Source organism: Phaeobacter gallaeciensis (genome assembly GCF_001678945.1).
Taxonomy (GTDB): domain Bacteria; phylum Pseudomonadota; class Alphaproteobacteria; order Rhodobacterales; family Rhodobacteraceae; genus Phycobacter; species Phycobacter gallaeciensis_A.
In genome coordinates this window covers 1169506-1182072 of record NZ_CP015124.1, presented here as the reverse complement: position 1 = coordinate 1182072, position 12567 = coordinate 1169506, and the positions used below count along the sequence as shown (strand labels likewise).

At 63.3% G+C, this 12567-nt stretch carries 7 protein-coding genes; 5 read left to right on the top strand and 2 right to left on the bottom strand.

From position 1 onward, the window contains the following. Positions 1-343: 343 nt before the first annotated feature. The gene (locus tag JL2886_RS05625) at positions 344-2227 is read left to right on the top strand and encodes a methyl-accepting chemotaxis protein (RefSeq protein ID WP_065271112.1); all 1884 of its coding nucleotides are present in this window, start codon (positions 344-346) and stop codon (positions 2225-2227) included. A 177-nt stretch (positions 2228-2404) separates the two neighbouring features. On the opposite strand, the gene JL2886_RS05620 is transcribed toward JL2886_RS05625, so the two are convergent. Beyond that, positions 2405-4621: an NADP-dependent isocitrate dehydrogenase gene (locus JL2886_RS05620; RefSeq protein WP_065271111.1), complete on the bottom strand. Its 2217-nt coding sequence runs from the start codon at positions 4619-4621 to the stop codon at positions 2405-2407. A gap of 398 nt (positions 4622-5019) precedes the next feature. Here JL2886_RS05620 and JL2886_RS05615 point away from each other — a divergent pair, with 398 nt between their 5' ends. Both JL2886_RS05615 and JL2886_RS05610 read left to right on the top strand, forming a co-directional pair. Continuing rightward, positions 5020-6180, top strand: a complete 1161-nt coding sequence (locus JL2886_RS05615) for a metallophosphoesterase family protein (RefSeq protein WP_065271110.1) — start codon at positions 5020-5022, stop codon at positions 6178-6180. After that, positions 6177-8804 (top strand): AAA family ATPase, encoded by a 2628-nt coding sequence (locus JL2886_RS05610; RefSeq protein ID WP_065271109.1) that lies wholly within the window; start codon positions 6177-6179, stop codon positions 8802-8804. Before JL2886_RS05615 ends, JL2886_RS05610 begins: the two co-directional genes overlap by 4 nt. Positions 8805-8834: 30 nt before the next feature. Here the strand turns inward: JL2886_RS05610 and JL2886_RS05605 are convergent, their stop codons facing one another. Continuing rightward, complete coding sequence (locus JL2886_RS05605) at positions 8835-9344, bottom strand: SH3 domain-containing protein (RefSeq protein ID WP_116560339.1); 510 nt, start codon at positions 9342-9344, stop codon at positions 8835-8837. Positions 9345-9589: 245 nt separating this feature from the next. Here JL2886_RS05605 and JL2886_RS05600 point away from each other — a divergent pair, with 245 nt between their 5' ends. Both JL2886_RS05600 and ggt read left to right on the top strand, forming a co-directional pair. Beyond that, the gene (locus JL2886_RS05600; protein ID WP_065273552.1) at positions 9590-10576 is read left to right on the top strand and encodes a 2-hydroxyacid dehydrogenase; all 987 of its coding nucleotides are present in this window, start codon (positions 9590-9592) and stop codon (positions 10574-10576) included. Positions 10577-10656: 80 nt separating this feature from the next. After that, a complete protein-coding gene (gene ggt / locus JL2886_RS05595; RefSeq protein WP_165832682.1) occupies positions 10657-12447 on the top strand; it encodes a gamma-glutamyltransferase in 1791 nt (596 codons plus the stop codon). The last annotated feature ends 120 nt before the right edge of the window (positions 12448-12567 follow it).

Sequence of the window (12567 nt, the reverse complement as noted above, 5' to 3'; positions counted from 1 at the left end):
GGCCAGAAAGTTTGCATGCGCAGATTTTCTGATTGCTGCTGTCTGCCCGGATTGTGAGCCGCAGGTCTGAGACAGAGCGCGGCGGTCTCAGTTTTGTTGACCGCGATAGCTTGTGTTTTCCTTGCAGTGTTCGTGTCTTACGCAAGACTCTCTTGGCAGAGTACCGTGTCGGAATAGTGAAAACCTGGGATGGTTTTCCGGCTGGTTTCCTGAGGTATTTGGCCGAATTTCGTGCGCTTTCAGGGCCGCGTTGGCTAAAACCACCGACGTTAATCTAAGAGAAAATTAGGGAAGTATCTCTAACCTTGCATGTAAATGAGCGTCACTAAAGGACCAGTCTACTATGCCTACGTTTCTCTACCGATTGCCGGCCCGTATCTATGCGCTGGCAGGATTGGGGGTTGCTCTTGCCGCCGCTTTGACCTTTGTGCTCCTGACCCGCGCTGTCGACAACGCCTACGAGATGCGGGAAAAAGAACTCGACAGCCTGACCGATGCCATGGTCAGCGTGCTGGCCGATCTGGAGGCGCAGGTTCAAGCAGGTTCCCTGACCCCGGAAGAGGCCCAGGAACGCGGGATCGCTGCGGTTGAGACGCCGCGCTTTGGCACGGCGGGATATTTCTTTGCGCTGAACCGGCAGAACTACATGGTCGCCCATCCGGTCGCCAAGCAGCTGATCGGCAAGGATCAGACCATGTTCGAAGACGTCAATGGCGTCCTTGTGTTTCAGGAATTCCAGAAGATCGCGGATTCGACGGGCCACGGCCCACTCATTTTCCACTTCAACAAGCCTGACTCGGACATCCCTGAGGCAAAGATGGGCTATGTGAAGCTGTTTGAGCCCTGGGGCTGGATCGTTGGCACTGGCGCCTATGTGGCCGATATCGAGGCGGATGTTGCCGCCATGCGCAATTCTGCCCTGATCGCGCTGGTGATCGGACTGGCAGCCATGGGGGTTGCAGCCTTCTTCCTGGCGCGCAGCGTGATCAAGCCGGTTGAACGGATCAAAGACCGTATGCAGTCCATGGCCGAGGGGGACACCAGTGCCGAGATTCCGGGATTGGCGAGCCACAGCGAGATCGGCGATATGGCGCGCACGCTGGACGTGTTCCGTACCTCTCTGATCCGCCAGAAAGAACTGGAAGCAGAACAGAAAGAGCGCGACCAGGCTCAGGCGCAGGTGGTACAGACTTTGACCAGCCGCCTGTCGGTTCTCGCGAATGGCGATCTGACCGTGCGTATCGACAGCGCCTTCCCCGAGGACTACGAGCAGCTGCGTATCGACTTCAACCGGACGGTCGAAAACCTCAGCGATACGGTGTCGAAAGTGGTGGAATCCGCGTCCAGTATTCGCAACGGCGCGGCTGAGATCAGCCAATCTTCGGATGATCTATCGCATCGCACCGAAAGTCAGGCCGCAACGCTCGAAGAAACTGCTGCTGCGCTGGATGAGTTGACCGCATCGGTCAAATCCGCTGCCGAAGGCGCACGTAGCGTCGAAAACATCATGGATGAGGCCAAGCAGGAAGCCGAAAACAGCGGCGTCGTGGTGCAAAGCGCGGTTTCGGCGATGACCGAGATCGAGCAATCCTCGACTCATATCGCCCAGATCATCAGTGTTATCGACGATATCGCCTTCCAGACCAACCTGCTCGCGCTGAACGCCGGGGTCGAAGCTGCCCGTGCCGGCGAAGCAGGCCGTGGTTTCGCCGTGGTTGCCTCCGAAGTGCGCGCCCTGGCGCAGCGGTCCTCGGATGCGGCGATGGAGATCAAGACCCTGATCGGCGACAGCTCGAAACAGGTAGAGCGCGGTGTGGATCTTGTCGGTAAGGCCGGCGAGGCGCTGCAGAATATTGTGCAACGGGTCAACCACATCTCGAAACTGGTGACCGATATCGCCGAGGGCGCGGCCGAGCAATCGACCGGTCTGGGGGAAATCAACACCGGTGTGGTGCAGCTGGATCAGGTGACCCAGCAGAACGCCGCCATGGTGGAAGAGGCCACCGCTGCGGGTCACATGCTGAACAGCGACGCCACCAAGCTGGCCGAACTGGTCGCACACTTCAAGATCACAGGCGGTGGCAATATCACCGCAATGCCGCAGCCTTCGGCGCCCATCGCACCGACGGCTCATGGTGAAGATGATTGGGATCTGGACGAGATCACTCCGACCCCCGTCGCCGCAACTGATGGAAACGCCGCCATCGACAAGTGGCAGGACTTCTAAGGGATCGCGATCCTTGTCTCTGAGCGAGAGATCCGGGCCTTTATAAACTGGTTTTCCCGCTCACGTGGCGCGCAAGGCTCAGAACAATGACTAAAGAAAACGCCCGGCAGGATCTGCCGGGCGTTCTTGTATTGCTGTGCCTTTGAGCGGGGACGGACGCCCCCGCTGTCCCGGCCCTTAGCCGATGATCGCGTTCAGCGTTGCGCTGGGGCGCATCACGGCTGCTTTTTTCGCCGCATCGGGGTGGTAGTAGCCGCCGATGTCCGCCGGGTTGCCCTGGGCAGCAGCGAATTCAGCCAGGATCTGCTCTTCCTTGGAAGCCAGAGCTTCGGCGATCGGCTTGAACTCGGCTGCCAGATCCGCATCCTCGGTCTGCGCGGCCAGGGCTTCGGCCCAGTAGCGTGCGAACCAGTAGTGGCTGTCGCGGTTGTCCGGTTCACCCACTTTGCGCGAAGGCGACTTGTTGTTGTCCAGAATACCCTGGGTCGCCACTTCGGCTGCGCTGCCCAGGACGCCGGCTTTGGCGTTGCCTTTGGCATCGGCAAGGAAGTTCAGCGACTCGCCCAATGCGCAGAATTCACCCATCGAATCCCAGCGCAGGTGGCTTTCTTCGACCAGCTGCTGCACGTGTTTCGGAGCCGAACCACCGGCGCCGGTTTCGAACAACCCGCCGCCGTTCATCAGCTTCACGATCGACAGCATCTTGGCCGAGGTGCCCAGTTCCAGGATCGGGAACAGGTCGGTCAGGTAGTCGCGCAGCACGTTGCCGGTGATGGCGATGCTGTCCTTGCCCGCAGTGATGGTGTCCAGCGACTGACGGGTCGCTTCGCGCGGCGCCATGATCATGAACTTGTCGGCCACGCCAGCAGCCTCCAGCGCCGGTTTGACGTATTTGATCAGCTCGGCGTCATGGGCGCGGTTTGCGTCCAGCCAGAAGATCGCTTCGGAGCCGGTCAGGCGCTGACGGTCCATCGCCAGTTGGATCCAGTTCTCGATCGGTGCCTTGTTGACGGTGCATGCGCGCCAGATGTCACCGGCTTCCACATCGTGGCTGTGCAGGGTTTCGCCATTGGCCAGCACGATACGGATGGTGCCGTCTGCCGGGGCTTCAAAGGTGGTGGGGTGGCTGCCGTATTCTTCGGCTTTCTGCGCCATCAGGCCGACGTTGGCGACAGAACCCGCCTTGGTCACGTCGAGCGCGCCGTTTTCTTTGAAGTAGTTGATCGTCTCATCATAGACGGTCGCATAGCAGTTGTCGGGGATCACGCAGTTGGTGTCGCCCTTGTTGCCTGCTTCGTCCCAGCCTTTGCCGCCAGCACGGATGACCGCGGGCATGGAGGCGTCGATGATCACATCCGACGGCACGTGCAGGTTGGTGATGCCCTTGTCGCTGTCGACCATGTACATGGAAGGACGGTCGAGCGCTGCGATCTCGGATTTGATCTCAGCCGCGTTGGGCAGCGTGTCGATGGCGGCCAGAACAGCGCCCAGACCCGAGTTCGGCGAACCACCGGCAGCTGCGATCGCCGCGCCGTGCTTGTCCCAGACCGGACCCAGCCAGGCTTTGACAGCGTGGCCAAAGATGATCGGGTCCGAGACCTTCATCATGGTCGCCTTCATGTGCAGCGAGAACATGGTGCCGTCGGCCTTGGTGTCCTCAATGGCATCGGCCAGGAAGGAGGACAGTGCCTTGGCAGACATGAAGGTCGCGTCGGTCACGGTGCCTTCGCCCAGCGACCAGCCGTCTTTCAGCACGGTGACAGAGCCGTCCTTGGCGACGAATTCGATTTTCGCGTCACCGGCCTGTGCGGCGGTGATGGTCGCGGATTTTTCGTTCGCGTAGAAATCGTTGCCCGGCATCGAGGAGACTTTGGTCTTGCTGTCTGCCGACCATGTGCCCATCGAATGCGGGTTGTTCTGGGCGTAGTTCTTCACCGCCTTGGCCGAACGACGGTCCGAGTTGCCTTCGCGCAGCACCGGGTTCACGGCCGATCCTTTGAGGGTATCGTAGCGCGTGCGGATCGCCTTTTCGGCGTCACTCTGCGGGTCTTCAGGGTAGTTCGGGATGTCATAGCCCTGCGCCTGCAGTTCGGCGATGGCAGCGGTCAGCTGCGGCACCGAAGCGGAGATGTTCGGCAGCTTGATGACATTGGCGTCGGGGGTTTTGACCAGTTCACCGAGGGCCGCCAGATCGTCGCTCTGGCGCTGCTCTTCGCTCAGACCTTCGGGGAAGGTCGCGATGATGCGGCCGGCCAGCGAGATATCCTTGGTTCCGACAGAGACACCAGCAGCCGAGGCGAACTTGCGGATGATCGGCAGGAAGGACGCCGAGGCCAGCTCGGGCGCTTCGTCTACGATGGTATACAAAATGTCGGGGTTTGAATTTTCTGTCATATTCCACAACCTTTCAGCGATATCGGAAGCTTTGTTGACTTTGGGCGGCGGCGCTTCACCTCCCGGGTTTTGGTGATGTCCCGGGCGCGTTGCCGTACATATCGCCCCCCGTGTAAAACACGCGGCGCCGGGGCGCAATTGCCTGCTTGGATTTTCAAGGGCGCAGTTTGACGCGGGGTCGCGAATTCCCGCGAATATTGGGCTGAAACGCCCGAATGCGAGGCATTTTTCCGGTTTTCGGACGCCGGTCTGCACCAATCCTAGTGCGGAGGTTGTCGTTGGCCTGCCTTAGAATCGCGGACCCGGCCCGCAGGCTGCAGAGCTGCAAAGCCGCGTTGACCCTGTCGGTCGGCTCTGCCACCTATGACAGTGAACACTGCCCCGGTCCGGAGACCTCAATGCCGTCCATTCGTTTCCTGCACACCTCTGATTTGCACTTAGGCAAACGGTTCGGGCGGTTCGCAGAGGAAACGCGGATGGCATTGCTGCAGGCGCGGCAGGAGATTCTGGCCCGGCTGGCAAAGCTGGCGCAGGCACATGACGCCACGCATGTGCTGATTGCCGGAGACATGTTCGACACAGAAACACCATCGGAGCGGGTGCAGCGGCAGGCCCTTGCGGCCATGGCGGCGGCGCCGGAGCTGCAATGGTGGATCATCCCGGGCAACCACGACAGCGGTGCGGCGGAACCACTATGGGCGTCGCTGCGCAGCCATTTGCCGGAAAATGTGCATCTGCTGATGACGGCCGAGCCGGTGCAGATGGCGCCCGGGGTCACGTTGCTGCCCGCGCCCTGTAGCCATCGGTTTCCGGGGCAGGACCTAACCGCCTGGATGGACGAATGCGAAACCGGGGATAACGAGCTGCGGATCGGACTGGCTCATGGTGGTGTGCTGGAATTTGGCAGCAGTGCGGCGGGCGGCGGCGACAGCGCCGAGACGATCTCACCGCAACGGGCCCAGGCGGCGCGGCTGGATTATCTGGCGCTTGGCGACTGGCATGGCCGGTTCGAGGTCAATCCGCGCACGCAGTACAGCGGCAGCCCCGAACCGGACCGGTTCAAACACGCCGGGCGTGGCCAGTGCCTGCTGGTCGAGCTTGCAGGTCCCGGGCAGGCGCCGCTGGTGCAGCCCATTGAAACCGGCCAGTACCATTGGCAGGAGGTGGCGCTGGACCTGACGCCTGAAACGGATCCCGAGGCGGCGGTCACGAGCTTGCTGCCGCCGGAGCGGGCGGATTGGCGGTATCATCTCATGTTGATCCGGGCGTCGGGCTGGGTGACGCCACCGCAGCGGCTGGCGCTGGAACAGGCGGTGGCGCGCTATGCGCCGGAATTCTGCCATCTGGAGCTGGATCTGTCCGCAGTGGGCACCGAACATCAGGCCGGGGATCTGGATCTTATCGCCCGGGGCGGGGCGCTGCGGGTTGCGGCCCAGGAACTGATGCAGGCGGCCGAGGATCCGGCCCTTGCCGAGCAGGATCGCAAGGTGGCCAGTGCGGCCCTCAACCGCCTTTTTGCCTATACGCAGGATGATGGCGACGGGGGAGAGCGCGCATGAAACTCTGCTCTATCCGGCTTGAGAACCTGCGCCGTTTCACCGATCCGGTGGAAATCACCGGTATCGGGCCGGGGCTGAACGTCCTGGCAGCCCCGAACGAACAAGGCAAATCCACTATCTTTGATGCGCTTCACGCGCTGTTTTTCAAGGACGCTAAGGCCTGGGACAAGGAGATCCGCGGGCTGGTGCCGCATGCGGGTGGCGATCCCCGGGTCGAAGTCGAAGTGGACCATGAAGGCGCTCGCTATCGCATCGCCAAGCAGTTCTTCAAGACCTCTGGAAAAGGCGAGGTGCGGATCTGGCGCGAGGGGACGCTGCTGCATCAGGCCGACGCGGCAGAGGCCTGGCTGAAGGCGCTGATCAAACCGCCCAAGGAGGATGGCCCGTCGGGACTGTTGTGGGTGCGGCAGGGGGTGACCTCGTTCGAGGATGCCAGGGAAACGCTGTCTGCGCGGCGGGACCTTTTGTCTTCGGTCGCGGGTGAAGTGGAGATGGTGACCGGCGGCCAGCGCATGGATGCGATCCGGCGGCAGGTGCGCGAGGCGCTGGATCAACTGGTGACCACGCGCGGGGCCCGCAAAGGCGGTGCGCTCGATCTGGCCGAACGCGCGGTCGCCGACTTGGTGCAGCGCCGGGATCAGCTGAGTGCGCAGGTGCAAGAGCTGCGGCAGCTCCTGGATCAGCGCCGCGCGCTTCAGGCGGAGCAGGCGGCGCTGAATGACCCGGAGGAACGCGCAGAACTACAGGCGCGGCTTGAGGCGGCAGAGGCTGCGATGGAGGCCGCCAACCGGCATCAGGAGCAGCTGGCGCAGGCCTCCCACGCGGTGCAGCTGGCGGAAACCGTGCTGGAAAACCATCAGCGCAAGATCGCGGAGCTGACCGCGCGGCTGGAGGAGGCGAGCGCCGCAAAGGCAGCCGTGGCCGAGACATCAGAGGTCGCAGCGCGGGCGCACGTCACGTTCGATGCGCAAGAAGAGAAAAAGCGGCATCTGACCGAGGCGGCCACACAGGCCCGCGCGGGCGCGAAAAAGGCGCGGGCCGCTCTGGACGCGGTGCTGCAGGCGATTTCAGTGGCGCAGGCAGAGGGGCTGCGCCGCGATCTGAGCGACCGGTTGAAACAGGCGCGGGCGCAAGCCGACCAGATCGACAGTCTGGCCAAGGCTGCCGCCTGCGGACCTGATGAAGCGGTGCTGCGCCGGATCGAGGCTGCGCGCGAGGCGCATAATCTGGCCCGGCGGGCGCAGGAGGCAACCGCGACTGCGGTGACCGTGCACTACCAGGCGGGTCAGGAGGGCGGCATCCACTTGGATGGCGCCGGGGTTCCGGACGGGAAGCGGTTGCCGCTTCCAGGCGGTGGGCGGCTGGTTGTACCGGGCGTGGCAGAGATCGACATTCACCCCGGTCAGGCTGGTGGTGCCGCGGCGCTGGAGCAGGCACAGGCCGCGCTGACGCAGCTCTTGGAGCAGGCCGGTTGCACCAGCGTCGAGGAGGCCCGCACGCGGCACAAGGCACGGCAGGAGGCGCAACAGCAGCGGCAGGAGGCGCAGACCCTGTTGAAGGTACTCGCCCCGGATGGGATCAAGGCGCTGATCGACCAGCTGGAGGCGCTTCCACAAGCACCGGGGGCAGGCGCGCAGGACGAAAGCACGACTCCCTTGCCGGACCGGGCAGAGGCCGAAGCTGCCTTCCGCGCCGCCGAGCAGGAGGCCGAGGCGGCGGAAAACGCGCTGGAGGCCATTCGCAGCGCGGCAGCAGACTCCCGTCTGGCGATGGAGAACGCCTCGGCACGCGCAGATGCAGCGGTGCAGCGGCTGGACCGCGCTCTTGCTGTCATCGAGGGGCAGGAACAGGCGGCAGAGGCGCTGCAGCGCCTGTCGGAAGACCTGCCCGCCCTGCAGCAGAACCTGTCACAGGCCAAGGCCACCGAAACCGCCCTGCGCCAGGCCGCACCGGACCCGGCGCAGACCCGTGCCATTCTGCAGCGGGCACAATCGGCGCAGGATGCCGCACGCCAGCGGGCGCAGGAGGTGGCGCGGGATCTGGCGGTGCTGGAAACTCGGATCGCCACCCATGCCAGCGCCGCAGTCGAAGAGGAGCTTGCCGACACCGAGGGGCAATTGGACCGGGCACAGAAGCGTCTTGCGGCGGTTGAATTCGAAGTTGCGGTGCTGCGCCGTCTTGATGCGGCGCTGGAACGTGCAAGATCTGAGGCGCAGGAGCACTATGTCGGGCCGGTGATGGCGGAATTGCGCCCCCTGTTGCGGATGCTCTGGCCAGAAGCGGAACTGTCGGTGGATGCCGGTAAGGTGCTGCCCGAAGAATTGCAGCGCGGCGGTGAGACGGCAGCCTTTGACAGCCTGTCCGGGGGCACGCAGGAGCAGATCGCCCTGCTGGTGCGACTGGCTTTTGCCCGGTTGCTGGCCCGTTCAGGCCATCCTGCGCCGGTCATTCTGGACGATGCGATCGTCTATACCGATGATGCGCGGATCGAGAAGATCTTTGATGCGCTGACCATGCAGGCGGATGAACTGCAGATCTTGGTGTTTTCCTGCCGTCAGAAAGCCTTTCGCGGGCTCGGGGGAACGCAACTGACGATCCGGCCCGTGGAAGCGGGCAGCCAATAGCAATCTGGACCCGCCCAAGGTTCGCTGGGGTTATTCGCGAATTTCCTCGGGGTAAACGCCCCAGATCGTGGTCTTTGGCGTCCAGCCGCTGTAGCCGCCAGCAGAGATTTCGCACCAGTCGATGGTGCATTCTCCCAGACGCGCAACCACGCCCATTTCAAAGGCGGCGGTCACAGGCGCTGCCTTGTCCGGTCTGGAGTGCACGGTCAGCAGATCTTGCTGCACCAGCGCCATGCGTACACCTGAAATCAGCGTGTAGTGCACCCAGCCGCCGGCGTTGTCATGGTCCCGCACGCGGCGCCAGTGGCCATATTCGGCGGTCACCTCCAGAGGCATGCCGCGCCGTTTGAACACCCAGTCGATCCGGTGGGTCAGCGAAGGGCCGCGCCGGATGTTGGCCTCGGAGGCTTTCATCGAAACGAAGCGGGGCAGGGGTAGATTCGTGACCGGGCCACGCGCGTCCTTGGCCATTGCCCCATGCGCAGCTGCCACAGTCGCGCAAATGGCCACCGCAAGAAGGCGCAATTTCAAAGCCGTCATATTCACCGCCTGCTCGTTCTGTGCCGGTTCCGGCGCCGGTCCGGGGGCTGGCCTGCCGTGTCAGCCCGGTTTCTTGTCCGGTCGCGTCCGCGTGTCCATAGGTCATAGGATCAGATGATCTGGAGGGAAAGACCCGAATGTCGCGTCACTTGGACCGAGGAGGCGGAAGGGTTCTTGTGCCTGCCTGCATCCTGCGCCACGATGCCATGGAGGTGCAGGAACTGAAAAGCCATGGGAGAGCGCAAGTGGTAAGAGAACGTCTGACTGTTGTCGTTACGCGACGGTTGCCGGAACCGGTCGAAACACGGCTGAGCGAGCTGTTCAACGTGCGGCTGCGCAGCGATGACACACCGATGACGCGCAGCGAAATGGCCGAGGCGATGCAAGAGGCCGATGTGCTGGTTCCGACGGTGACCGACACCATCGACGCGGCACTTCTGGCGCAGGCCGGGCCGCGGCTGAAACTGATTGCGAATTATGGCGCCGGTGTCGATCACATTGACGTGGCCACGGCGCGGCAGCGCGGGATTCTAGTCTCCAATACGCCGGGCGTGCTGACCGATGATACGGCGGATATGACCATGGCGCTGATCATGGCGGTGGTACGCCGGATTCCCGAAGGTCTCGCTCTTATGCAAAAGGGCGAATGGGACGGCTGGGCGCCGACCGCGATGCTGGGTGGGCGGCTGGCGGGCCGTCGCCTGGGGATTCTGGGCATGGGCCGGATCGGTCAGGCCGTTGCCCGCCGGGCCAAGGCATTCGGCATGCAGATCCATTATCACAACCGCCGCCGCCTGCGCCCCGAGATCGAGGAAGAGCTGGAAGCCACCTACTGGGAGAGCCTCGATCAGATGGTTGCGCGCATGGATGTGATCTCGGTCAATTGCCCGTCCACGCCCTCGACCTTTCACCTGATGAACGCGCGGCGGTTGAAGCTGATGAAACCGGATGCGGTGATCGTCAATACATCGCGCGGCGAGGTGATCGACGAACACGCGTTGACCCGGATGCTGCGCGCCGGCGAAATTGCCGGGGCTGGGCTGGATGTCTATGAACATGGCACCGACATCAACCCTCGCCTGCGCGAGCTGCCTAATGTGGTGCTGCTGCCGCATATGGGTTCGGCCACCATCGAAGGGCGGATCGAGATGGGCGAGAAGGTGCTCTTGAATATCAAGACATTCGAGGATGGTCACCGCCCGCCGGATCAGGTGGTTCCGGCCATGCTGTAACACAGGATTGATCTTTGCGACGCGGGCTATTGGCCCGCGTTTGCATTTTGAGGCAAGGCATTGTTTTGGAGGAGGCGATTATGAAGAAGATCTTTTTGATGTGCCTGTGCATGTCCGCAGGCACGGTGAGCGCGCAGCAGGCTGCAGATGCGGTGGCGCCGGAACCGGCTGCAAAAGGCGGGGCCGAGGCGCTGTCGCCTCAGGTGGCTTCTGCGCTCAAGTTCAAAGACGCCGGTCTGCCGGTCGAGGCGGACAACTGGATGGTGGCCGCAGCCAATCCCCACGCGGTGGAGGCCGGGGCGGCCGTGCTGCGCGCGGGAGGCACCGCGGCGGATGCCATGGTGGCGGTACAGGTGGTTCTGGGCCTGGTCGAACCGCAATCTTCGGGGCTGGGCGGTGGTGCCTTTCTGGTCTGGTACGACGCGGAAACCGGCGAGATGACGACGCTGGACGGGCGCGAAACCGCGCCGCTGGCGGCCACGCCACGGCTGTTTCAGGATGACAGCGGCGCGCCGCTGAAATTCTTTGATGCTGTTGTCGGCGGCTGCTCTGTCGGCACTCCCGGTACGCCTGCGTTGTTGGAAGCAGCCCATCGCCGCTGGGGCAAGGCCAACTGGCCGTCGCTTTTCGAAGCGGGGATTTCGCTGGCCGAGGACGGGTTCGCGGTGTCGCCGCGTCTGGCCGGGCTGATCAAACGGGACGCCGAGCGCCTGTCGCGGTTTTCCGCAACCGCCGAGTATTTCCTGCCCGGGGGCATGCCGCTGAAGGCGGGAGACAGGCTGGTCAACCCGGCCTATGCCGAGGTGCTGCGGACCCTCGCAACAGAAGGCGCGGATGGGTTCTACACCGGGCCGGTTGCAGCGGATATCGTGCGCACGGTGACCGGTGCTCCGGGCAATCCCGGCGTTCTCTCCGCTGTCGATCTGGCGCTTTACCAGGTCAAGGAACGCCCGGCGGTCTGCGCCGAATACCGCGCGTTTGAGGTCTGCGGCATGGGGCCGCCGTCCTCCGGGGCGCTGACCGTGGGGCAGATCCTTGGCATGCTGGAGCAATACGATCTGGCGGCGCTGGGCGCCGAAAGCCCCGAGGCCTGGCGGTTGATCGGCGATGCCTCGCGTCTCGCCTTTGCTGATCGGGGCCGCTACATGGCGGATAGTGATTTCGTGCCGATGCCCACGCGGGGGCTGGTCGATTCCGCCTATCTGGCAGAGCGGGCGAAACTGCTGGCAGGCGACGATGCCTTGCCCGAGGTGGCGCCGGGGGCGCCTGAATTCGACCACGCGGGGCTGACGCCGCAATGGGCCGATGATGCGTCGATCGAGTTCCCTTCGACCTCGCATATCTCGATCGTGGACCGCTATGGCAACGTGCTGTCTATGACCACCACCATCGAAAACGGCTTTGGCTCGCGGCTGATGACTAACGGCTTCTTGCTCAACAATGAGCTCACCGATTTCTCCTTCCGCACGCACCGGGATGGGGTGCCGATTGCCAACCGGTTGGAGCCGGGCAAACGGCCGCGCTCCTCAATGGCGCCCACCATCGTGACCAAGGACGGCGCGCCGGTGCTGGCCATCGGATCGCCCGGCGGCAGCCGGATCATCGGCTATGTCGCTTCCTCGATCATTGCCTGGGCTGATTGGGGCATGGATGTTCAAAAATCCGTGTCCCTGCCGCATGCCGTGAACCGGTTCGGCACCTATGATCTGGAAGAGGGCTCGGCAGCGGTTGGATTGGAAGCACCGCTCACGGCCATGGGGTATAAGGTCAATGTCCGGGGGCTGAATTCAGGTCTGCACGCGATTGAGATCGGTGAACGGTTGAAAGGCGCTGCCGATCCCCGCCGCGAAGGCATTGCCCTGGGGGAGTAAATAATGCGGACCGGGGCGCGAATGGTCCATCACCGCGCCCCTTCAGCCCCACTTGCGTCTGCAGGTGTTGAGACTATATTGCCGCTCGTGTTGACGTGACAACACGAGCCTGGAGGAGAA

What these genes read in the sequence shown, in the direction of transcription:
- JL2886_RS05625 (WP_065271112.1), top strand. Translation starts at nt 344, where the DNA reads ATGCCTACGTTTCTCTACCGATTGCCGGCCCGTATCTATGCGCTGGCA.
- JL2886_RS05620 (WP_065271111.1), bottom strand. Translation starts at nt 4,621, where the DNA reads ATGACAGAAAATTCAAACCCCGACATTTTGTATACCATCGTAGACGAA.
- JL2886_RS05615 (WP_065271110.1), top strand. Translation starts at nt 5,020, where the DNA reads ATGCCGTCCATTCGTTTCCTGCACACCTCTGATTTGCACTTAGGCAAA.
- JL2886_RS05610 (WP_065271109.1), top strand. Translation starts at nt 6,177, where the DNA reads ATGAAACTCTGCTCTATCCGGCTTGAGAACCTGCGCCGTTTCACCGAT.
- JL2886_RS05605 (WP_116560339.1), bottom strand. Translation starts at nt 9,344, where the DNA reads ATGACGGCTTTGAAATTGCGCCTTCTTGCGGTGGCCATTTGCGCGACT.
- ggt (WP_165832682.1), top strand. Translation starts at nt 10,657, where the DNA reads ATGAAGAAGATCTTTTTGATGTGCCTGTGCATGTCCGCAGGCACGGTG.